The 21442-nt window shown below is 68.1% G+C and carries 16 protein-coding genes and 1 pseudogene; 7 read left to right on the forward strand and 10 right to left on the reverse strand.

The window, feature by feature from the left end:
- Positions 1-15: 15 nt before the first annotated feature.
- Positions 16-1050, reverse strand: coding sequence for a putative 2-aminoethylphosphonate ABC transporter substrate-binding protein (locus ASD34_RS04140; RefSeq protein ID WP_056573081.1), 1035 nt, complete (start codon positions 1048-1050; stop codon positions 16-18).
- Positions 1051-1309: 259 nt separating this feature from the next.
- Here ASD34_RS04140 and ASD34_RS04145 point away from each other — a divergent pair, with 259 nt between their 5' ends.
- Entirely contained in the window at positions 1310-3124 is a 1815-nt protein-coding gene (locus ASD34_RS04145; protein ID WP_056573085.1) for an ABC transporter ATP-binding protein/permease, read from the forward strand.
- On the opposite strand, the gene queC is transcribed toward ASD34_RS04145, so the two are convergent.
- The 3 genes from queC to ASD34_RS04160 all read right to left on the reverse strand — a co-directional run bounded on the left by queC (position 3106) and on the right by ASD34_RS04160 (position 6656).
- Positions 3106-3810 carry a 7-cyano-7-deazaguanine synthase QueC gene (gene queC / locus ASD34_RS04150; RefSeq protein ID WP_056573088.1) on the reverse strand — a complete coding sequence of 235 codons (705 nt, stop codon included), beginning with the start codon at positions 3808-3810 and terminating at the stop codon, positions 3106-3108. The genes ASD34_RS04145 and queC overlap by 19 nt on opposite strands.
- An 87-nt stretch (positions 3811-3897) precedes the next feature.
- Positions 3898-4368, reverse strand: coding sequence for a DUF1854 domain-containing protein (locus ASD34_RS04155; RefSeq protein ID WP_056573091.1), 471 nt, complete (start codon positions 4366-4368; stop codon positions 3898-3900).
- On the reverse strand, positions 4368-6656 hold the full coding sequence (locus tag ASD34_RS04160) for an ABC transporter ATP-binding protein (protein ID WP_056573093.1): 2289 nt from the start codon (positions 6654-6656) through the stop codon (positions 4368-4370). Before ASD34_RS04160 ends, ASD34_RS04155 begins: the two co-directional genes overlap by 1 nt.
- Before the next feature lie 139 nt (positions 6657-6795).
- Between ASD34_RS04160 and cphA (ASD34_RS04165) the strand changes: the two genes are divergently transcribed.
- From cphA (ASD34_RS04165) to ASD34_RS04185, 5 genes are all read left to right on the forward strand, one after another.
- Entirely contained in the window at positions 6796-9039 is a 2244-nt protein-coding gene (gene cphA / locus ASD34_RS04165; RefSeq protein WP_235509967.1) for a cyanophycin synthetase, read from the forward strand.
- A gap of 119 nt (positions 9040-9158) precedes the next feature.
- Positions 9159-11726, forward strand: coding sequence for a cyanophycin synthetase (cphA, locus tag ASD34_RS04170; RefSeq protein WP_056573098.1), 2568 nt, complete (start codon positions 9159-9161; stop codon positions 11724-11726).
- 212 nt (positions 11727-11938) lie between these two features.
- The gene (locus tag ASD34_RS04175; protein WP_056573102.1) at positions 11939-12355 is read left to right on the forward strand and encodes a hypothetical protein; all 417 of its coding nucleotides are present in this window, start codon (positions 11939-11941) and stop codon (positions 12353-12355) included.
- Between the two features lie 46 nt (positions 12356-12401).
- Complete coding sequence (locus tag ASD34_RS04180; RefSeq protein ID WP_056573105.1) at positions 12402-12902, forward strand: hypothetical protein; 501 nt, start codon at positions 12402-12404, stop codon at positions 12900-12902.
- 154 nt (positions 12903-13056) lie between these two features.
- Positions 13057-13311: a hypothetical protein gene (locus tag ASD34_RS04185; RefSeq protein ID WP_056573109.1), complete on the forward strand. Its 255-nt coding sequence runs from the start codon at positions 13057-13059 to the stop codon at positions 13309-13311.
- 20 nt (positions 13312-13331) lie between these two features.
- On the opposite strand, the gene ASD34_RS04190 is transcribed toward ASD34_RS04185, so the two are convergent.
- On the reverse strand, positions 13332-14111 hold the full coding sequence (locus ASD34_RS04190; protein WP_056573112.1) for an SDR family NAD(P)-dependent oxidoreductase: 780 nt from the start codon (positions 14109-14111) through the stop codon (positions 13332-13334).
- A 119-nt stretch (positions 14112-14230) separates the two neighbouring features.
- On the opposite strand from ASD34_RS04190, the pseudogene ASD34_RS26990 reads away from it, so the two are divergent.
- Positions 14231-15097: pseudogene (locus ASD34_RS26990) on the forward strand (LysR family transcriptional regulator); the annotation flags it as partial.
- Between the two features lie 58 nt (positions 15098-15155).
- Here the strand turns inward: ASD34_RS26990 and ASD34_RS04195 are convergent.
- From ASD34_RS04195 to ASD34_RS04215, 5 genes are read right to left on the reverse strand one after another with little or no spacing between them, the layout of a single operon-like run.
- Positions 15156-16073, reverse strand: a complete 918-nt coding sequence (locus ASD34_RS04195; RefSeq protein ID WP_056573115.1) for a dihydrodipicolinate synthase family protein — start codon at positions 16071-16073, stop codon at positions 15156-15158.
- A gap of 12 nt (positions 16074-16085) precedes the next feature.
- Complete coding sequence (locus tag ASD34_RS04200; RefSeq protein ID WP_056573117.1) at positions 16086-17834, reverse strand: IlvD/Edd family dehydratase; 1749 nt, start codon at positions 17832-17834, stop codon at positions 16086-16088.
- A 28-nt stretch (positions 17835-17862) separates the two neighbouring features.
- On the reverse strand, positions 17863-18891 hold the full coding sequence (gene yjfF / locus ASD34_RS04205; RefSeq protein WP_056573120.1) for a galactofuranose ABC transporter, permease protein YjfF: 1029 nt from the start codon (positions 18889-18891) through the stop codon (positions 17863-17865).
- Positions 18888-19922 (reverse strand): ABC transporter permease, encoded by a 1035-nt coding sequence (locus ASD34_RS04210; protein WP_056573123.1) that lies wholly within the window; start codon positions 19920-19922, stop codon positions 18888-18890. The genes yjfF and ASD34_RS04210 overlap by 4 nt, the downstream gene beginning before the upstream one ends.
- The gene (locus ASD34_RS04215; RefSeq protein ID WP_056573126.1) at positions 19919-21442 is read right to left on the reverse strand and encodes a sugar ABC transporter ATP-binding protein; all 1524 of its coding nucleotides are present in this window, start codon (positions 21440-21442) and stop codon (positions 19919-19921) included. Before ASD34_RS04215 ends, ASD34_RS04210 begins: the two co-directional genes overlap by 4 nt.

A 21442-nucleotide genomic window follows, 5' to 3' on the forward strand; every position in this document is an offset into this window, starting at 1 on the left:
TGCCCGGAACCCCGATCACATCGGCTTTTTTTCGGCCTTGGCGTCGTAGCGCTTCGACCATTCCGTCAGGATGCGGTCGCGATTCGCAGCGGCCCAGTTGAAGTCGTTCTTGGCCAGCAGCTTCTCGACGTCGCCCGGTACGAACTCGAGCTTTTCCTGGATGCCCGGCAGCGCGAGCACGGCGAAGTTCTTCGCGTACAGCGCGTTGGCCTGCTTCGTCACAGCCCAGTCGGCCAGGGCCTTGGCGGCGTCCTGCTTCTTGCTGGTCTTGAGGATGCCCGTGGCTTCCATGTCCCAGCCCAGGCCTTCCTTGGGCAGCACGATGTCGATGGGCGCGCCGTCGCGCTTGGTCTTGTTGGCGCGGTATTCGAACGACATGCCCAGCGCGAACTCGCCGGCGCCCGCCTGGCGGCAAGGCTTGCTGCCCGACAGGCTGTACACGCCGATGTTCTGGTGCAGCGCGTCCATGTACTTCCAGGCCTTGTCTTCACCCATCATCTGGATCCAGCCCGACACCATCAGGTAGCCGGTGCCAGAAGCAGCGGGGTTGGGCATGGTGATCTGGCCCTTGTAGACCGGGTTGGTCAGGTCGGCCCAACTGGTGGGCTTGGGCAGGCTCTTCTTCGTGGCTTCGGCGGTGTTGAAGCAGATGGCCGACGACCACACGTCCATGCCGACCCATTTGGGCGGGTTGGCCGTGTCGCGCATGGTGGGCTTGATGGCCTCCAGGCCCTTGGGTGCGTAGGGCTGGAGCATGCCTTCCTTGTCCAGCAGCATCAGCGAGGTGGCGGCCAGGCCCCACACCACGTCGGCCTGCGGGTTGGCCTTTTCGGCCAGCAGCTTGGCGGTGACGATGCCGGTCGAATCACGCACGAACTTCAGTTCGATGGCGGGGTTTTCCTTTTCGAAGGCGGCCTTGTAGGCCTGCACCTGGTCGGCTTCGAGCGCGGTGTAGACCAGCAGCTCGGTGCGGCCCTGCGCCGATGCGGCGAAGGCCAGCGAGAACAGGGCGGCAGGCAAGGCGGCCCAACGGAGATGACGACACAGCATGGGAGATCCCTCGGTGTAAGAACAGGCGATGTACGCAAAAAGAAAACACGGCCGGGGCCGTGAACGCAGCGATGCTCGCAGCGCTATGTGACAAAGGTTTGTCACATGACACGGCCCTGCCACAACGCGGCCGTGGGTGTCGCACGGCTGTCATGCCGGCATGGGTGCACCGAGTCGCCTTCAGCCCCGCTTAAGACGCACTTGTCTACGATGGGCGCCTCACGAGGTCCGGCGCCCCTGCGCCTGCGAGGAAATCCGCATGTCATCTTCTGCTCCATCGCCCAACATCGCCGCGCGTGCCGGCGCGTTCGTCCAGGTCCTGCGCCGCGTGCTGCGGCTCGCGGCGCCCTACTTCAGTTCGGACGAAGAAAAATGGCGGGCGCGCCTCATGTTCGCGGGCATCGTGGCGCTGAACCTGGCGTACGTGTACGCGCTGGTGCTCTTCAACCAGTGGTACGGGCGCTTCTATGACGGGCTGCAGAACAAGGATGCGGTGGTGTTCTGGCGCGAGATCCGCGTGTTCGCCTGGCTGGCCTTCTTCAACATCGCGATCCAGGTGGCGAAGTTCTACCTGACGCAGCTGCTGCAGCTGCGCTGGCGCTCCTGGATGACCCGCCACTACCTCGGCCGCTGGATGGCCGACCGCACCTTCTATCACCTGGAACTGGCGCGCTACGCGCACGCCGACGGCGCCACGCCCGACAACCCCGACCAGCGCATCCAGGAGGACATGCAGATGTTCACCAACGCCACGATGACGCTGTCGATGGAAATCCTGAACGCGGTGGTCACGCTGCTGAGCTTCGTCGGCATTCTCTGGGGCCTGTCGGGCACCTTCGACCTGCCGCTGGGCGGCAGCACCTACCAGGTCGCCGGCTCGATGGTGTGGCTGGCGCTGGTCTATTGCGTGGTCGGCACGGTCGTCACGCACTTCATCGGCCGGCCGCTGATCGGCCTGAACTTCCGCCAGCAGCGCTTCGAGGCCGACTTTCGCCACCACCTGGTGCGCGTGCGCGAGTACAGCGAAGCCATCGCGCTGGACCGCGGCGAGACGGTGGAGCGCGGCCAGCTCGACACGCGCTTCGGCGCCGTGCTGCGCAACTACCTGCAGCTGATCAAGAAGCAGAAGAACCTGGTCACCTTCACCGCGATGTTCGGCCAGGCGTCGGTGATCTTTCCGTTCATCGTGTCGGCGCCGCGTTTCTTCAACGGCGCCATCCAGCTGGGCGCGCTGATCCAGATTTCATCGGCCTTCGACAAGGTGCAGGAATCGCTGAGCTGGTTCGTCGCCAACTACGACCGCGTGGCCGTCTGGCGCGCCACCACTGACCGCCTGATCAGCTTCGACGACGCGATGCGCGCCCACGCGGCGCGCGACATCGCATTGCAACGCGACGACAACGCCGCCGCGCTGGACACCACCGACCTCACGCTCGCGCTGCCCAACGGCACGCAGCTGCTGGCCGGCGCCGCGCTGGCCGTGCGGCCCGGCGACAGCGTGCTGCTGCAGGGCCCGTCGGGCAGCGGCAAGTCCACGCTGTTTCGCACCTTCGCGGGCATCTGGCCGTTTGCGAGTGGCAAGGTGCAAGCCCCGGCCGACGCGGTCTTCATGCCGCAGCGCCCCTACCTGCCCGACGGCAAACTGCGCGAGGCGCTGACCTATCCGCACCCGGCCACCGGCTTCAGCGACGACCAGCTGCGCCAGGCCCTGGTCGATGCGCTCTTGCCCGACCTGGTGAACCGGCTCGACGACAGCGATGCCTGGAGCCAGAAGCTCTCGGGCGGCGAACAGCAGCGGCTGGCCATCGCGCGGGTGCTGCTGAAGAAGCCGGCCTGGCTCTTCGCGGACGAAGTGACCAGCGCGCTCGATGCACCGGCCGAAGCCGTGCTCTACCAGCGGCTGGCCGACACGGTGCGCGCGGGCGGCGGTGCGATGGTGTCGATCGCGCACCGTCCGGCGGTAGGCGATTTCCATGGCCAGCGGTGGACGCTGGTGCCGCAGGACGAAAGTGCAGCCGGTGGCGCGCGCTACCGGCTCGATACCTCTACAGCGGCTCAGGCCGCAGCGACGTAACGCTCCCAGCCCTTCTTGCGCAGGTCGCAGGCCGGGCATTCGCCGCAGCCGTAGCCCCAGGCCTGGCGGTGTTCGCGGTCGCCGAGGTAGCAGGTGTGGGTTTCTTCGACGATCAGGTCGACCAGCGGCTGGCCGCCCAAGCGGTGGGCCAGCGCCCAGGTCTCGGCCTTGTCGATCCACATGAGCGGCGTCTCGATGACGAGGCGGCGCTCCAGGCCGAGCGACAGCGCCAGCTGCATCGCCTTCATCGTGTCGTCGCGGCAGTCGGGGTAGCCCGAGAAGTCGGTTTCGCACACGCCGGTGACGATCACCTGCAGCCCGCGCCGGTAGGCGAGCGCGCCCGCGAGCGTGAGGAACAACAGGTTGCGCCCGGGCACGAAGGTGTTGGGCAGGCCGTCGGCCTGCATGGCGAAAGCGACTTCCTCGGTGAGCGACGAGCCCCCGAGCTGGGCCAGCGCGGCCAGCGTGAGCACATGGTCTTCGCCCAGGCGGGGGGCCCATTCGGGAAAGCGCTCGCGGATCTTGTCGAGCACGGTGCCGCGCACGTCGAGTTCGACGCGGTGGCGCTGGCCGTAGTCGAAGCCCAGGGTTTCGACACGCTGGTACTTGGACAGGGCCTCGGCCAGGCAGGTGGCCGAGTCCTGGCCGCCTGAAAAAAGAACGAGGGCGGTGGTGTGCAGGGGCATGTCCGTCAACGGCGGGGCCGTTGTAGTGCAAATGCGCGATTTTCGCAGCCGATCGATGCTGCGGGCCGCCCCTGTTCTGCGGCGCTTCTAGAGAAAGCGCTCCAGCAGCTTGCGCGACGCGCGATCCAGCGCCTTTGCATCGGGAATGCGGAACTGCACGCCGTGCGCGCTCGCGATGAGCAGCGCGCCGCCTTCGAGCCGGCGGATGTCTTCCTCGGCCTTGAGCACGAAGCTGGTGTCGCCGCGGTCGGTGCCCACGGTCCAGGTGCTGGGCACGCCGAAGCTCGACACGCGATGCAGTTTCAGCAACGTCGGCGCAAAGTCGCGCACCGCGAGTTCTTCGTTCAGCAGCGCCTGCGCCGGTGCGGGCAGCCGGTCGACGCGGTCGACCCACACGAGTTCGCGGCCTTCGCTGCCGACCAGCGACACGCCCTCGTTGGGCGCGCTCAGCGGAAACGCGCGCACCGGCGTCACGCCGACGTGGCGCTCGCCCTGCGCGTCGGTCAGCACGAGGCGCCCGAAAGTGTCGCGTGCCAGTTCAAAGTTGTTGTTGCTCATCACACGTCCCCTGCCGGATGCGCGGCGTGGCTCACGGCCAGCGGCGCCTGGGCGTTGGCGCGCTCGTCGGCGGCGCCCTCGCTCACATCGTCTTCGTCGCCCTGGCGCAGCTGCGCCTGGTACAGGCGCCAGTAGGCGCCCTGCCTGGCCATGAGCGCGTCGTGCGGCCCGACCTCGACCACTTCGCCGCGGTCCATGACCACGAGGCGGTCGGCCTTGCGCAGCGTGGACAAACGGTGCGCGATGGCGATGGTGGTGCGGCCCTGCACGAGGTTGTCGAGCGCCTTCTGGATTTCCTTCTCGGTCTCGGTGTCGACGGCCGAGGTGGCCTCGTCGAGGATGAGGATGCGCGGGTCGATGAGCAGCGCGCGCGCAATGCTGATGCGCTGGCGCTCGCCGCCCGACAGGCCCTGCCCGCGTTCGCCCACCAGCGAGTCGTAGCCGTGCGGCAGGCGCAGGATGAAGTCGTGCGCGTGGGCCGCGCGGGCCGCTGCGACGACTTCTTCGCGCGTGGCATCGGGCTTGCCGTAGGCGATGTTCTGCGCGATGGTGCCGAAGAACAGGAACGGCTCCTGCAGCACCAGGCCGACGTGGCGGCGGTAGTCGGCCACGGCGAAGCGGCGGATGTCGGTGCCGTCGACCTTGATGGCGCCGTCCGTCACGTCGTAGAAGCGGCAGATCAGGTTGACCAGCGTGCTCTTGCCCGAGCCGCTGTGGCCCACGAGGCCGATCATCTCGCCGGGCTCGATGGTCAGGTCGAGGTCGTGGATCACCGCGCGCGAGCCGTAGCGGAAACCGAGGCCGCTCATCTCGATGCGGCCCTGCACGCGCTCCACCTTCACCGGGTTGGCCGGCTCGGGCACGTTGCTCACGTGGTCGAGGATGTCGAAGATGCGCTTGGCGCCGGCCGCGGCCTTCTGCGTGACCGAGACGATGCGGCTCATCGAGTCGAGCCGCGTGTAGAAGCGGCCGATGTAGGCGATGAACGCCGTGAGCACACCCACCGTGATGCTGCCGCGCGCCACCTGCCAGATGCCGAAGGCCCAGACCACGAGCAGGCCGATTTCGGTGAGCAGCGACACGGTCGGCGTGAACAGCGACCAGGTGCGGTTGAGCTTGTCGTTGACCTGCAGGTTGTAGGCGTTGGCGACGCGAAAGCGCTCGGCTTCGCGGCGCTCCTGTGCGAAGGCCTTGACCACGCGGATGCCGGGGATGGTGTCGGCCAGCACGTTGGTCACCTCGGACCACACGCGGTCGATCTTCTCGAAGCCGGTGCGCAGGCGATCGCGCACGACGTGGATCATCCAGGCGATGAAGGGCAGCGGCACCAGCGTGACCACGGCCAGCAGCGGGTTGATCGAGAACAGGATGACCGCCGTCATGACGATCATCAGCACGTCGTTCGCGAAGTCGAGCGCGTGCAGCGACAGGAAGACGTTGATGCGGTCGGTTTCCGAGCCGATGCGCGCCATGAGGTCGCCGGTGCGCTTGCCGCCGAAGTAGTCCAGCGGCAGGGTCAGCAGGTGTTCGTAGGTGGTGGTGCGCAGGTCGGCGCCGATGCGTTCGGACACCAGCGCCAGCAGGTAGGTGCGCGCCCAGCCGAGCCCCCAGCCGACCAGCGCCGCGATCAGCAGGCCGCCCAGGTAGAGGCCGACGCGGCCAGAGTCGATCTTCTGCCCGTTCTGGAACGGGATCAGGATGTCGTCCATCAGCGGGATGGTCAGGTACGGCGGCACCAGCGTGGCGGCCGTGGAAATGAGGGTCAGGACAAACCCGAGGATCAGCTGCTTGCGGTACGGACCGGCAAAGCGGCCCAGGCGCAGCAGCACCCAGGTCGAGGGCGGCGTTTGCAGTTCGGTGTCGGTGCCCTCGGCATCGAGGCCTTCGGGCCCCTCTTCTGTCGCCTTCGTGACAATCGGGGCGGCGCGCTGTCCGAACAGCTTGAGCAACTTGAGCGCCGCCGGCTGGCCGGCCAGCGTGTAGCGCCAGCGGGCGAGCTGTCCGGCGGGGCCGATGAGGTCGAGGGTTCCGACACCTGCATGGTCGGAAAGACGCATTTCCAGGGCCTGATCGGAGAGTGGCCACTCACGCCATTCACCGCCCGGCTCCAGGGCCACGAGCCGCTGGTCGGTCAGGGCGACGAGGCCGGTGGCGAAGCGAAGTTGGTCGTCGAGGTCAACCGCAAGTGTTACCGAGACGTTTTCAGCGCCTGCGAGTCGGCTTTTCAGCACGCCTGAGACCGCCTCCGTTTCGCCCGCCTGGGCGCCGACTGGATCGTGATGTTGCATTGTGTTTATTTGACTCTTGCCCGTCGCGGGCCGCTGGGACCGCGTCATGGCGTCCTTGGTCGGGCGCCGATTCTGACCGATTGCCATGGGTGCGCTTGAAGGCGCCGTGGTGCTCGGCCAAAGCACATCGAACGTTTGCATGACCCGTTTCGACGACATCCAATTGCTGCGCATCAACTATTTGCGCGGTCCCAACCTCTGGACCTACCGTCCGGTGCTCGAAGTCTGGCTCGACCTGGGTCAACTGGAAGACTTCCCCTCCAACAAGATCGACGGTTTCACCGACCGGCTGACCACCCTGCTGCCGGCGCTCATCGAGCACCACTGCGGCGTGGGCGAGCGCGGCGGCTTCATCCAGCGCCTCACCGAAGGCACCTGGTCGGGGCACGTGCTGGAGCACGTCGTGATCGAACTGCTGAACCTGGCCGGCATGCCGACCGGTTTCGGCCAGACCCGCAGCACCTCGGAGCACGGCGTGTACCGCATGGTGTTCCGCGCGCGTGACGAGCAGGTCGCCCGCGTGGCACTCACCGAAGGCCACCGCCTGCTGATGGCGGCCATCAACAACGACCCGTTCACCGCCGCCGACGTGCAGACCGCCGTCGAGGCCGTCAAGGCCAAGGTCGAGGACTGCTACCTCGGCCCGAGCACCGCGGCCATCGTGTCCGCCGCCACCGACCGCGGCATTCCGCACATGCGCCTGAACAGCGGCAACCTCGTGCAACTGGGCTACGGCGCCAACCAGCAGCGCATCTGGACCGCGGAAACCGACTACACCAGCGCCATCGGCGAATCGATCGCCAGCGACAAGGAGCTGACCAAGTCGCTGCTCGCCAGCTGCGGCGTGCCCGTGCCGCACGGCCAGGTGGTCGAGTCGCCCGAGGAAGCCTGGGAAGCCGCCGAGGACATCGGCCTGCCCGTGGTCGTGAAGCCGTCGGACGCCAACCACGGCCGCGGCGTGTCGCTCGAACTGACGACGCGTGAAGAAATCATGGCCGCCTTCGCGGTCGCCGAGCCCGAGGGCAGCGACGTGATGGTCGAGCGCTTCATCCGCGGCCACGAACACCGCCTGCTGGTGGTGGGCGGCGAGGTGGTGGCGGCCGCGCGCGGCGAGATCATCACCGTGACCGGCGACGGCACCAGCACCGTGGCCGGGCTCATTGACAAGCAGCTCAACAGCGACCCGCGCCGCGGCGCCGAAGAAGAATTCCCGCTCGACACGATCGTGCTGGCCACCGACGCCAAGCTGCAGCTGGAGCTCAAGCGCCAGGAGCTCGACGGCAACTCGGTGCCGGCCGCCGGCCGCGTGGTCACGATCCAGCGCAACGGCAACATGGCCTACGACTGCACCGACCTCGTGCACCCCGAGGTGGCGCACGCCGCCGTGCTCGCCGCCCGCGTGGTCGGCCTGGACATCGCGGGCATCGACATGGTCGCGCAAGACATCTCCAAGCCGCTGGGCCCGCAGGGCGGCGCGATCGTCGAGGTGAACGCCGGCCCCGGCCTGCTGATGCACCTGAAGCCGGCCATCGGCTCGCCGCGCCCCGTGGGCCGCGCCATCTGCGATCACCTGTTCCCGAACGACGCCCCCGGCCGCATCCCCGTGGTGGGCGTGGCCGGTTCGCGCGACACCGCCGTGCTCGCGCGGCTGGTGGCCTGGCTCATCAACCTCGGCGGGCGCCACACCGGCCTGGCCTGCCGCGACGGCCTGTTCCTGGAACGCCGCCGCGTCGACGCACGCAACAGCGCCAACTGGGACGCCGGCCACCGCCTGCTCGTGAACCGCGCCGTCGAGGCCGTGGTGATCGAGAACGGCGCCGAGACCATCCTGCGCGACGGCCTGGCCTACGACCGCTGCGAAGTTGGCATCGTGACCGACCTCGAAGGCTCGGAAGCCCTGGCCGACTACGACATCACCGAGAGCGACCAGATGGTCAAGGTGCTGCGCACCCAGGTCGACGTGGTGCTGGCCGAAGGCACGGCCGTGCTGAACGCCGACGAACCGCGCATCGCCGCGCTGGCGCCGCTGTGCGACGGCGCCGTCATCCTCTACGGCACCGACCCGCAGGCCGCCGCGCTCACCGCGCACCAGGCCGCCGGCGGCAAGGCCGTGCTGGTGCGCCAGGACCGCGTGGTGCTGGCCAACGGCACGAGCGAATCGTTCCTGCCCGGCCTGGGCCGCCTGACCATCTGGCGCGCGACCCACGTCGGCGTGAGCCTCGAAAGCCTGCTGGCCGCCGTGGCCGCCGCCTGGGCCATGGGCATTCCGCTCAACCTGATCGGCGCCGGCGTCGAGGCCTTCGAAGCCGACCTGCAGGCGGCACTGGCCTCGCTGCAGCTGTCGCAGGCCTCGCCCCTCTCACCGCAACAACAACTGGCATGACAATGCCCGCCCCCAGGCTCCGCGCACTTCGTGTCGCTTTGCCAACCCCCTCCCGGGGGCAACACCAGTGGCCCGGCAAAGCCGGTTCCACGGTGTTCCTTGAATAAGAACTTCGTGCCATGAAAGTCACCCGCATCCGCGCCCTGCGCGGCCCCAATCTCTGGAGCCGCCACACCACCATCGAGGCCGTCGTGGCCTGCGAAGGCGACGAGAACGCCGTCGGCAAGCTCGACGGGTTCGAAGCCCGCCTGCGCGCCCGCTTCCCGACCATCGGCGAGCTGCACCCGATGGTGCTCGGCCAGCCGCTGGCGCTGGCCCACGTGCTCGAGAACGCCGCCGTGGCGCTGCAGGCGCAGGCCGGCTGCGCCGTCAACTTCGGCAACACCGCGCCGACGACCGAAGAAGGCGTCTACCAGGTCACCGTGCAGTACACCGAGGAAGACGTGGGCCGCCGCGCCCTCGCCCTGGCCGAGGAACTGATCCAGGCCGCGCTGGCCGACACCGCTTTCGACGCCGACGCCGCCATCACCGAGCTGCGCGACCTCGACGAATCGGAGCGCCTGGGCCCGAGCACCGGCTCCATCGTCGACGCCGCCGTGGCGCGCGGCATTCCCTACCGCCGCCTCACCAGCGGCAGCCTGGTGCAGTTCGGCTGGGGCTCCAAGCAGCGCCGCATCCAGGCCGCCGAAATCGACAGCACCAGCGGCGTGGCCGAATCGATCGCGCAGGACAAGGAACTCACCAAGCAGCTGCTCAACGCCGCCGGCGTGCCGGTGCCGCTGGGCCGCCCGGTCAGCAGCGCCGACGATGGCTGGGCCGCGGCCGAGGAAATCGGCCTGCCGGTCGTGGTCAAGCCGCAGGACGGCAACCAGGGCAAGGGCGTGACGGTGAACATCACCACGCGCGAGCAACTCACCGCGGCCTACGACTCGGCCGCCGTGTACGGCGAGGTGATGGTCGAGAAATTCCTGCCCGGCTTCGACTTCCGCCTGCTGGTGGTGGGCGACCGCCTCGTGGCCGCTGCGCGCCGCGACCCGCCGCAGGTCATCGGCGACGGCAGCTCCACCGTGCGCCAGCTGGTCGACACCGTGAACCTCGACCCGCGGCGCGGCGAGGGCCACGCCACCTCGCTCACCAAGATCCGCCTGGACGACATCGCCATCGGGCGCCTCGAGTCGCAGGGCCTCACGCCCGAGAGCGTGCCCGAGCTGGGCCAGCGCGTCGTGCTGCGCAACAACGCCAACCTCTCGACCGGCGGCACCGCCACCGACGTCACCGACACCGTGCACCCCGAAGTGGCCGCGCGCGCCGTCGATGCGGCGCAGATGGTCGGCCTGCACATCTGCGGCGTCGACATGGTCTGCGAGAACGTGCTGCGCCCGCTCGAAGAACAGCACGGCGGCGTGGTCGAAGTGAACGCCGCGCCGGGCCTGCGCATGCACATCTCGCCCTCGTTCGGCCGCGGCCGCGCGGTCGGCGAAGCGGTGATGGACACGCTCTTCGCCCCCGGCGACGACGGCCGCATTCCCGTGGTGGCCGTCACCGGCACCAACGGCAAGACCACCACCGCGCGCCTGATCAACCACATCATTGCCTCCAGCGGCCTGCGCACCGGCATGACGAACACCGACGGCGTGTACGTCAACGGCCGCCAGACCGACAGCGGCGACTGCAGCGGCCCGAAGAGCGCGCGCAACGTGCTGATGCACCCCGACGTCGACGCGGCCGTGTTCGAAGTGGCCCGCGGCGGCGTGCTGCGCGAAGGCCTGGGCTTCGACCGCTGCGAGGTGGCCGTGGTCACCAACATCGGCAGTGGTGATCACCTGGGCCTGAACTACATCACCACGGTGGAAGACCTGGCGGTGCTCAAGCGCGTGATCGTGCGCAACGTGGCCCCCGACGGCTACGCGGTGCTCAACGCGGCCGACGTGAACGTCGCCGCCATGGCCGCCGGCTGCCCCGGCCACGTGATCTTCTTCACCGCCGACCGCATGCACCCGGTGATGGCCACGCACCGCGCCCAGGGCAAGCGCACTGTGTACGTCGACCAGGACACGCTGGTGGCCGCCGAAGGCTCGTGGCGCGAACGCATCGCGCTGCGCGACGTGCCGATCACGCGCGGCGGCACCATCGGCTTCCAGGTCGACAACGTGATGGCCTCGGTGGCCGCCGCGTGGGCCGTGGGCCTGGACTGGGACACCATCCGCAGCGGCCTGTCGAGCTTCATGAACGACGCGGCCGGCGTGCCCGGGCGCTTCAACGTCATGGACTACCGCGGCGCCACCGTGATCGCCGACTACGGCCACAACACCGACGCCATGAAGGCGCTGGTGTCGGCCGTGGACACCATGCCCGCCAACAAGCGCTCGGTGGTCATCAGCGGCGCGGGCGACCGGCGCGACTCCGACATCCGCGACCAGACCGCGATCCTCGGCCAGGCCTTCGACGACGTGATCCTGTACCAGGACGCGGCGCAGCGCGGGCGTGCCGACGGCGAGGTCATGGCGCTGCTGCGCCAGGGCCTGCAGGGTGCCTCGCGCACGCGCCAGATCGACGAGATCCGCGGCGAGTTCGTCGCCATCGACACCGCGCTCGCGCGGCTGCAGCCGGGCGACCTGTCGCTCATCCTCGTCGACCAGGTCGAAGAGGCGCTGGCCCACCTCGCGCAGCGCATCGCGCAGGGCTGATCCACCCGCTGCGCAGCGCGGGAGGCCCGCCCTCCTTGCGCTGCCGGACGTGTCCCACACGCAGGGGCGCGTCCGGCCCGCTGCACGGCGTGCGGCTTGTCCCACAGCCTGGCGCCACCGGCCGCCCCACACTGGGAACCGGTCGCGCCCTGCGTGCTTTTGTATTCTTATTCTTCTTGTCGATCGCACGGCGCGCCTCTCCAGGAGCCCCGATGACGACCTTTTCCTTTCGTTCCACTGTGTCGGCCGCTGCCCTCGTGGCAGTCGGCGGCTTCTTCATGGCCGGTGCGCCGCTGGCCTCGGCGCAGGCGCCCGGCAGCGACGCCCGCATGCAGAAAGAGCGCGCCACCTGTGACGGCGTGCAACAGGACCGCGCCGCCTGCCTGCGCGAAGCCGGTGCCGCGCGCCAGGAAGCCGCTCGCCAGGGCCTGACCACACCAAGCGCGGGTCGCGAAGACGCCAACGCGCTCGCACGCTGCCGCGAACAACCCGTCGCCGACCGTCCGGACTGCGAAGCACGCATCCGCGGCGGTGCGCGCACTTCGACCGAAGGCAGCGTGATGGGCGGCGGCGTGATCCGCGAAACCGTCACCCCGCTGCCTCCGCAGCCGGTGCAGCCGGCGCGTTGACCGAACGACGCCGGTCTTTCATTCCCGATACGCCAAGGAGCCCACCATGCCAAACAACGCGCGTTCGATGATCTTCGCCCTGCTCGCCCTCAGCGGGCTGGCCACCACCACCCTCGCCACGGCGGCCCGTGGCGACGGCGGCAGCACCTACCAGCAGGAGATCGCGGTCTGCGGCCACAACCAGCAGGACCGCGCCGCCTGCATCCGCGAAGCTGGTGCCGCACGCCAGGCCGCGGCACGCGGCGGCCTCACCTCCGCGCCCGACTACCGCGCCAACGCCGTGGCCCGCTGCAGCCTGCAACCGCCGGCCGAGCGCGCCGATTGCGAGGCACGCGTGCTGGGCGGCGCGGGCAACATCCGCAGCAACGTCGATGGCAGCGTGATGGGCGGCGGCGTGATCCGCGAGTCGGTCTCGACCCGCGTGGTGAATGTCCCGGCCACTTCACTGCCGCCGCCACGGGTCGCGCCGATGCCGGCCCCGATGCCCGCGGAACCGATGCCGATGCCGATGCCCCTGCCGCGCCCGGCGCCCCTGCCAGTGCAGTGAACTGACTGACGATGCGCATCGCACGGGAACGCCTTGGTGATAACACCGACGGGCGCTCCCGTGGCGATGCCCTCGCTTGTCATGAAACCGTCACAAAACAAAGGCAGGTGCTAGCTATAGTTCCCGGTCCCTGCCAACCGAGGAACACTTTCCCATGAATGCCATCAAGGTCGCTCGCCGATTCATCGAAACGGACCCGGCCAACGAATCGGCCAAGATTCTTGCCCAACTCGTGCTGGCGCTCGAAGCCGAACGCAGCTTCGAGTTGATCACGCTCTACAGCCTCGACTACAAGAGCTTCGAACTGGCGATGGACATCCTCAAGGAGTGGCGCCTGGACCGCTACTACGCCAGCAAGTCCAAGCTGTTCGACCTGTCCCTGCAGGTCACCGAACTCGAAAAAAGCTGAGCCTTCCCCGCACGCGGTGCTCAGGCGAACATCCCGCCCGACACCTCGATGCGCTGGGCATTCACCCAGCGGCTCCCCTCTCCCAGCAAGCCCGCGATCGCGCCGCCGATGTCCTCGGGTTGACCCGCGCGTCCGAGTGCCGTGACGCCCGCGATCATCGCGTTCACCTGGGCGTTGTCGCGCACCCTGCCTCCCCCGAAGTCGGTCTCGATCGCGCCCGGTGCGATCGTGTTGGCCGTGATGCCGCGCGCGCCGAGTTCCTTCGCGAGATAGCGCGTCAGCGTTTCCACCGCGCCCTTCATCGCCGCATAGGCGGACGCTCCGGCCATCGAGAACCGCGTGAGCCCCGACGACACATTGACGATGCGCCCGCCGTCATTGATCAGCGGCAGCAGCTTCTGCGTGAGGAAGTACGCGCCCTTGAGGTGCACGTTGTAGAGCATGTCGAATTGCGCTTCGGTCGTGTCCTCGAAGTTCGCATGCAGGCCCACGCCCGCGTTGTTCACCAGGAAATCGAAGCGCTCGCGCTGCCACGTGGCCGACAACGCCGCCTTCAGCGACCGCGCGAACGCGTCGAAGGCCCTGCTGTCGCCCACATCCAGTTGGAGCGCGACGGCGCGGCGTCCCATGGCCTCGATCTGCGACACCACCGCCTGTGCACTGGCCTCGTTCGACACGTAGGTCAGGATCACATCGACGCCGTCGGCGGCGAGCGCCAGCGCGGCGCTGCGGCCGAGGCCGCGGCTGCCGCCGGTGATGAGGGCAATGCGGGTGGGCGTGCGGGGGGTGGAAGCGGTCATTTCAAAGTCCTTGGTGGTTGATCGACAGATCGATGAATGGACTTTAAAAATTACCGCCACAAAGATAAATTCCGCCAGACCAAGCACACTGTTATCCAAGAACGAAACAATCCTCGCCCATGACCACCGACGAACTGCGCATCTTCTCCAGGGTTGCCGAACTCGCGAGCTTCAGCCGCGCGGCCGACCAGCTGGGCCTGACGCGCGCTCGTGTCTCGGTGGCCGTGCAGCAGCTGGAAGAGCGGCTGGGCACGCGGCTCCTGCAGCGCACCACGCGCAGCGTGCGCCTCACCGAAGACGGCATGCGTTTTCTCGAGCGCTGCAAGGACTACCTCGCCGAGGGCGAGCAGCTGGCCACCATGTTCCGCGCGAACATCGGCGGGCTCACGGGACGCCTGCGCATCGACCTGCCAGCCACCGTGGCGCGCGACCTCGTCATTCCGCGCCTGCCCGAATTCCTCGCGCGGCATCCCGCGCTGGAGCTCGGCATCAGCACCACCGACCGCCGCGTCGACCTCGTGAACGAGGGCTTCGACTGCGTGCTGCGCGTGGGGGTGCTGGACGATTCCGAACTCATTGCACGGCCTCTCGGCTTCATGCGGATGGCCAATGCCGCCAGCCCGGCCTACCTGCAGGCGCACGGCACGCCGCATGCACTGGCCGATCTCGCGCAGCACCGCATCGTGCATTTCGCGCAGACCCTCTCACCGAGCGACGCGGGCTGGGAATATTTCGATGCGGCCCAGGGCCATTACCGCCTGCAGCCCGTGCGCACTCTCGTCACGGTGAACGGCACCGATGCCTACAACGCCGCGGCGGTCGCGGGCCTGGGGCTGATCCAGGCGCCGGTCAGCGGCCTGCTGCCCTGCTTTGCCGCCGGCACCCTCGTCGAGGTGATGCCGGCCTTCACCGCGCGCCCGATGCCGGTGTCGCTGGTGTACCTCAACCGGCGCCAGCTGGCGCCGCGCGTGGCCGCGGTGATGGACTGGCTCGGCGAGATCCTCTCGCCGCACTTCGTGCAGGACGGCGAGGTGCCTATCGCCTCTATCGCCCCCAGCGCAGCACCAGCGGGTCGAGCCGCTTCGCCGTCTCGATCAGTCCCGCACGCGTCGCAGCGTGCATCGCCGGCAGCGGATGCCGCGGCGCCTCGCAGGCAATCACGCCGCCCTCCTTCATGAGCGACTTGCACGCCAGCAGGCCTGCCTGTCGGTTCTCGTAGTTGATGAGCGGCAGCCATTGCTGGTACAGCGCGAAAGCCTTGTCGCGGTCGCCCGCGCGGTGCGCCTCGATGATCGGGCGGATGCCATCGGGATAACCGCCGCCGGTCATCGAACCGGTTGCGCCGGCATCGAGGTCGGGCATCAGCGTGATGGCTTCCTCGCCGTCCCACGGGCCTTCGATGGCATCGCCGCCCAGGCGGATCAGCTCGCGCAGCTTCGCGGCCGCATTGGCGGTCTCGATCTTGAAATACGCGACGTGTTCGATCTCCTTCGCCATGCGCGCGAGGAACGGTGCAGACAGCACCGTGCCGCTCGCGGGCGCGTCCTGGATCATGATCGGAATGCCCACGGCATCGGACAGCCGCGCATAGAACTCGAAGATCTGCGGTTCGGGCACACGGAAGGTCGCACCGTGATACGGCGGCATCACCATCAGCATCGCCGCGCCCATGTCCTGCGCGCGGCGGCTGCGCTCGGCGCAGACCTGCGTGCTGTAGTGCGTGGTGGTCACGATCACCGGCACGCGGCCCTTCGCGTGCTCGAGGATGGTGCGCGTGAGCACCTCGCGCTCGTCGTCGGACAGCACGAACTGCTCGGAGAAATTCGCGAGGATGCACAGCCCGTCGGAGCCCGCGTCGATCATGAAGTCGACGCAGCGCTTCTGGCTTTCCAGGTCGAGCGCGCCCTGTTCGGTGAAGGTGGTCGGCACGACCGGAAAGATGCCGCGGTATCTGGGGTTCATGGTGTCTGGGGATCAGTGGGAATGGCGGGGAACGGCGGAGCCTCTGCAGCCCACCAGAAAGTCGAAGTCGCAGCCTTCGTCGGCCTGCAGCACGTGGTTGACGTAGAGCTTCTGGTAGCCGCCGCCGCGCGTGCTCATCGGTTGCGCATCGGAGGCGGACAACGCCGCGAGGCGCGAAGCGAGTTCCTCGTCGCTGATGTCGAGGTGCAGGCGTCCCGCATCGCAGTCGAGCTCGATCCAGTCGCCATCGCGCACCGCCGCGAGCGGCCCGCCGTCGGCGGCCTCGGGCGCGACGTGCAGCACCACCGTGCCATAGGCCGTGCCGCTCATGCGCGCATCCGAGATGCGCACCATGTCCTTCACGCCCTGGCGCAGCAGTTTCGGCGGCAGCCCCATGTTGCCCACCTCGGCCATGCCGGGATAGCCCTTCGGGCCGCAGTTCTTGAGCACCATCACGCAGCTCGCATCGATGTCGAGCGACTCGTCGACGATGCGTTCCTTGTAGTGCTCCAGGTTCTCGAATACCACGGCGCGGCCGCGGTGCTTGAGCAGTTCGGGCGTTGCGGCCGAGGGCTTGAGCACCGCGCCGCGCGGCGAGAGGTTGCCGCGCAGGATGCGGATGCCGCCATCGGCGATCAACGGGTTGTCGAGCGGGCGGATCACCTCGTCATTGAGGCTCGGCGCCTCGCGCACGTTGTCCCAGATCGACTGGCCGTTGACGGTGAGCGCGCCGGGGTGCGGCAGCAATCCGTTTTCGCCGAGCCGGCGCAGCACCGCGGGCAGCCCACCGGCGTAATAGAACTCCTCCATCAGGAAGCGCCCCGAAGGCATCAGGTCCACGATGGTCGGCGTGTCGCTGCCGATGCGCGTCCAGTCTTCCAGTTCGAGGTCGACGCCGATGCGGCCCGCGATCGCTTTCAGGTGGATCACCGCATTGGTCGATCCGCCGATGGCCGCGTTCACGCGAATGGCGTTCTCGAACGCCTCGCGCGTGAGGATCTTCGAGAGCGTGAGCCCTTCCTTGGCCATCTGAACCGCGCGCATGCCCGACATCTGCGCGAGCACGTAGCGCCGCGCATCGACCGCCGGAATCGCCGCGTTGTGCGGCAGCGAGGTGCCCAGCGCCTCGGCCATGCAGGCCATCGTGGAGGCCGTACCCATCGTGTTGCAGGTGCCCGCCGAGCGCGACATGCCGCCCTCGGCCGAGAGGAACTGGTGCAGGTTGATCTCGCCCGCCTTCAGCGATTCGTGCAGCTGCCACACGGCCGTGCCCGAGCCGATGTCCTTGCCCTCGAGCTTGCCGTTGAGCATCGGCCCCCCCGTCACCACGATGGCCGGGATGTCGCAGCTTGCCGCGCCCATCAAAAGCGCCGGCGTGGTCTTGTCGCAGCCGGTGAGCAGCACCACCGCATCGACGGGGTTGCCGCGAATGGCTTCTTCCACGTCCATGCTCGCGAGGTTGCGCGTGAGCATCGCGGTGGGGCGCAGGTTCGATTCGCCGTTCGAGAACACCGGGAACTCGACCGGAAAACCGCCCGCTTCCGAAATGCCGCGCTTCACATGCTCCGCGATCTTGCGGAAGTGCGCGTTGCACGGGGTGAGTTCCGACCAGGTGTTGCAGATGCCGACGATGGGGCGGCCATCGAACTCGTGGTCCGGGATGCCCTGGTTCTTCATCCAGCTGCGGTACATGAAGCCGTTCTTGTCGGCCGACCCGAACCATTCGGTCGAGCGCAGTTTCTTCGGAGGGGTATCCGGCATACGAGGTGTCCTGGGAATAAAGAGAGAGTCAGCGCCGGGGTGCGCGCGAAGTGAAGAAGCGTTGCAGCAGGCAGAACACGAAGAGCAGCGCGCCGACGACGATGCGCGTCCACCACGAACTCAGTGTGCCGTCGAAGGAAATCAGCGTCTGGATGATCCCGAGCATCAGCACGCCGAAGAGCGTGCCCGCCACATAGCCCACGCCGCCGGTGAGCAGCGTGCCGCCGATCACCACGGCGGCGATGGCATCGAGCTCCAGTCCCATCGCATGCAGGCCGTAGCCCGAGAGCATGTAGAAGGTGAAGATCACGCCCGCCAGCGCCGAGCAGAAACCCGAGAGCGTGTACACGCCCACGAGCGTGCGGCGCACCGGCAGGCCCATCAGCATCGCCGAATGCTCGCTGCCGCCGATGGCGTACACCGCGCGGCCGAAGGGCGTGCAGTGCGCGATGAACACCGCGGCGAGCAGCACGGCGATGGCGATCACCGCGCTGACCGAGACCGAGGCCTCGCCCCAGACGGGAATGCGGACCTGCGAGACCTCCGAGTAGAAGGCGTTGGTGATGCTGATCGAGTCGATGCTGATGAGGTAGCACAGCCCCCGCGCGAGGAACATGCCCGCCAGCGTGACGATGAAGGGCTGCAGCCGGAAGCGCTCAATGAGCAGGCCCATGAGCGCGCCGAAGGCCGTGCCCATCGCGAGCACCAGCGGAATCACGATCGCCGGGCTCCACCCGTGCTTTTCGACCAGCGAGGCCGACACCATCGTCGTGAGCGCGATCACCGAGCCCACCGACAGGTCGATGCCGCCCGAGAGGATCACGAAGGTCATGCCGACCGCGACGACGATGAGGAAGGCGTTGTCGATCAGCAGGTTGAGGAACACCTGCGCCGAGAAGAAGCCGTCGTAGAACACCGAGCCCAGCGTCGCCATCAGCACGAACAGCGAGATGGTCGCGGTGAGCGGCAGGTATTTCGGATTGAGGCCTGCCCTGTCTCCTTTCCGAGGAGCGGGTTCAGGCGAGGCAGCGGCGCTCGTTTCGATCACCGCGCTCATGCCCGTCCCCCTTCATGGGCCGGCCGCTGCACCAGCGACCGCACTTCCGCCCTGAATTCCGGTGACTGCAACAGCATCACCACGAACACCACCACCGCCTTCACCACGAGGTTGATTTCCGGCGGCACGCCGAGCGAATAGATCGCGTAAGTCAGCGTCTGGATGATCAGCGCGCCGATCACGCTGCCCACGAGGCTGAAGCGCCCGCCCGTGAGCGCCGTGCCGCCGAGCGTGACCGCGAGGATCGCATCGAGCTCCAGCAACTGGCCGGCGTTGTTGCCGTCCGCGCTCTTCACGTTCGAACTGATCAAAAGACCCGCGATGCCCGCACAGAGGCCGCAGAACGCATACGCGCCGACGACGAGCCGCCGCGACTGGATGCCCGCGACACGCGCGGCCGTCGGGTTGATGCCCACCGCCTGGATGAACAGGCCGAGCGCCGTGCGCGTGATCGCGAGATAGAGCAGCACGAACACCGCCGCCACGATGAACAGCGAGAACGGCAGGCCCAGCAGGTAGCCGCTGCCGAGGAAGAAGAAGGGCTTGTAGTAGATCGTGATGATCTGCCCGTCCGCGACGAGCTGCGCGATGCCGCGCCCCGCCACCATGAGGATCAGCGTCGCGATGATCGGCTGCATGCCGACCTTGGCGACCAGCAAGCCGTTCCACAGGCCGCACAGCAGCGCGACGGCCAGCGCCGCAAGGATCGCGAGCGGCATCGGGAAGCGGCTCGCGTCGCTGGAGACGGCGCCGCCGATCATCCAGGCCGCCACCGCCGCCGCGATGGCCACCACCGCGCCGACCGAGATGTCGATGCCGCGCGTGGCGATCACCAGCGTCATGCCGAGCGAGACCAGCACCAGCGGCGCCGCACGGTTCACGATGTCGATCAGGCTGCCATAGAGATGGCCGTCGCGCCATTCGAGGTGAAGGAAGCTGGTGTTGAACGCGGTGTTGATGGCGAGCAGAAGCAGCAGCGTGATGAGCGGCCAGGCGAGGCGGTGGCTCATGAGGATGGAGAGGCGGTTCATGCTGCAGCGATCATTTCGTAGACCTCGTCCTCGGTCGAACCACCGGGGAGTTCGCCCACCTTCTGCCGGTCGCGCAGCACCACGATGCGGTGCGCCACGCGCACCACCTCGCTCATCTCCGACGAGATGAAGACCACCGCCATGCCCGCGCGCGCAAGCCGCAATATCTCTTCCATGATTTCCTGCTTGGCCGCCACGTCGATGCCGCGCGTGGGCTCATCCAGGATCAGCAGGCGCGGCTCGGTCGCAAGCCAGCGCGCGATCATGGCCTTCTGCTGGTTGCCGCCGGAGAGCAGGCCGATGGGGGTTTCGACGCTCGCGGTCTTGATGCCCAGCGAGGCGACGAAGCGCTCGGCCATCGCAGTCTGCTGCGCAAGCGAGAGAAATTTCCGCGTGCCGAGCCGCGCCTGCAAGGCCAGCGCGATGTTCTCGCGCACCGACAGCTCGGCCACGATGCCGTCGGTCTTGCGTTCTTCGGGGCACAGCGCGAGTCCTTCTCGGATTGCATCGGCCGGGTTCGAGAAGCTGACCGAGCGGCCGTCGATCTTCAGCACGCCGCGGTCCGGCGATTCAAGCCCGAACAACAGACGCGCAAGCTCGGTGCGGCCTGCACCGAGCAAGCCTGCGATGCCGACGACTTCGCCGGCACGCACGCGCAGGTCGGTCGCCTGCAACTGCCCGACCTGACCCAGCCCCTCGGTCTGCAGCAGCGCGGGCGCGGCTTCATCGAATGCCGGCAGCGCGGCAGGCCGTGCCGATTGCGCGGCCAGTTCGCGACCGAGCATCGCCGCGATCAGCGCCTGCGGGCCGAGGTCCGCCGCCTTCCATTCGCCGACCCAGCTGCCGTTGCGCAGCACGGTGATGCGGTCGGACACCGCGTACATCTGGTTGAGAAAGTGCGTCACGAAGACGATCGCGAGTCCTTCGCTGCGCAAGCGCCGCAGCACCTCGAACAGCTTCTCGACCTCGTCGTCATCCAGGCTCGATGTCGGCTCGTCGAGGATCAGCACCTTCGACGACACGCCCAGCGCGCGCGCGATCGCCACCAGCTGCTGCACCGCGACCGAATAGCTCGACAGAAGGCGCGTCACGTCGATGTCCAGGCCGATGCGTGCCAGCAATTCGGCCGCGCGGCGGTTCACCGCCGCCCAGTCGATGCGAAAGCCCTGCAACGCGCCGCAGCGCGGATAGCGCCCCGCGAACACGTTCTCGGCCACCGAGAGGTTGGGGCACAGGTTCACCTCCTGGTAGACCGTGCTGATGCCCAGCTTCTGCGCCTCCAGCGGCGAGCCGGGCCGGATGGCCTGGCCGTCGAAGAACATCTCGCCGCCGCTGGACGGCAGCACGCCCGTGAGCACCTTGATCAACGTCGATTTGCCCGCGCCGTTCTGTCCCATCAGCGCATGGACCTCGCCCGGGTACAGCCGCAGCTGAACATCGTTCAGCACCGGGATGCCGCCAAACTGCTTGCGGATGCCCCGCAGCTCAAGCACGGGGGCGATGGTCGTACGCTCGGTCAT

The sequence above is a fragment of the Variovorax sp. Root473 genome (genome assembly GCF_001426505.1).
In the GTDB taxonomy this organism is placed as follows: domain Bacteria; phylum Pseudomonadota; class Gammaproteobacteria; order Burkholderiales; family Burkholderiaceae_C; genus Variovorax.

Excerpts from the sequence above, each read along its gene's own strand:
- ASD34_RS04140 (WP_056573081.1), bottom strand. The coding sequence starts at position 1,050 with ATGCTGTGTCGTCATCTCCGTTGGGCCGCCTTGCCTGCCGCCCTGTTC.
- ASD34_RS04145 (WP_056573085.1), top strand. The coding sequence starts at position 1,310 with ATGTCATCTTCTGCTCCATCGCCCAACATCGCCGCGCGTGCCGGCGCG.
- queC (WP_056573088.1), bottom strand. The coding sequence starts at position 3,810 with ATGCCCCTGCACACCACCGCCCTCGTTCTTTTTTCAGGCGGCCAGGAC.
- ASD34_RS04155 (WP_056573091.1), bottom strand. The coding sequence starts at position 4,368 with ATGAGCAACAACAACTTTGAACTGGCACGCGACACTTTCGGGCGCCTC.
- ASD34_RS04160 (WP_056573093.1), bottom strand. The coding sequence starts at position 6,656 with ATGCAACATCACGATCCAGTCGGCGCCCAGGCGGGCGAAACGGAGGCG.
- cphA (WP_235509967.1), top strand. The coding sequence starts at position 6,796 with ATGACCCGTTTCGACGACATCCAATTGCTGCGCATCAACTATTTGCGC.
- cphA (WP_056573098.1), top strand. The coding sequence starts at position 9,159 with ATGAAAGTCACCCGCATCCGCGCCCTGCGCGGCCCCAATCTCTGGAGC.
- ASD34_RS04175 (WP_056573102.1), top strand. The coding sequence starts at position 11,939 with ATGACGACCTTTTCCTTTCGTTCCACTGTGTCGGCCGCTGCCCTCGTG.
- ASD34_RS04180 (WP_056573105.1), top strand. The coding sequence starts at position 12,402 with ATGCCAAACAACGCGCGTTCGATGATCTTCGCCCTGCTCGCCCTCAGC.
- ASD34_RS04185 (WP_056573109.1), top strand. The coding sequence starts at position 13,057 with ATGAATGCCATCAAGGTCGCTCGCCGATTCATCGAAACGGACCCGGCC.
- ASD34_RS04190 (WP_056573112.1), bottom strand. The coding sequence starts at position 14,111 with ATGACCGCTTCCACCCCCCGCACGCCCACCCGCATTGCCCTCATCACC.
- ASD34_RS04195 (WP_056573115.1), bottom strand. The coding sequence starts at position 16,073 with ATGAACCCCAGATACCGCGGCATCTTTCCGGTCGTGCCGACCACCTTC.
- ASD34_RS04200 (WP_056573117.1), bottom strand. The coding sequence starts at position 17,834 with ATGCCGGATACCCCTCCGAAGAAACTGCGCTCGACCGAATGGTTCGGG.
- yjfF (WP_056573120.1), bottom strand. The coding sequence starts at position 18,891 with ATGAGCGCGGTGATCGAAACGAGCGCCGCTGCCTCGCCTGAACCCGCT.
- ASD34_RS04210 (WP_056573123.1), bottom strand. The coding sequence starts at position 19,922 with ATGAACCGCCTCTCCATCCTCATGAGCCACCGCCTCGCCTGGCCGCTC.
- ASD34_RS04215 (WP_056573126.1), bottom strand. The coding sequence starts at position 21,442 with ATGACCGAGCGTACGACCATCGCCCCCGTGCTTGAGCTGCGGGGCATC.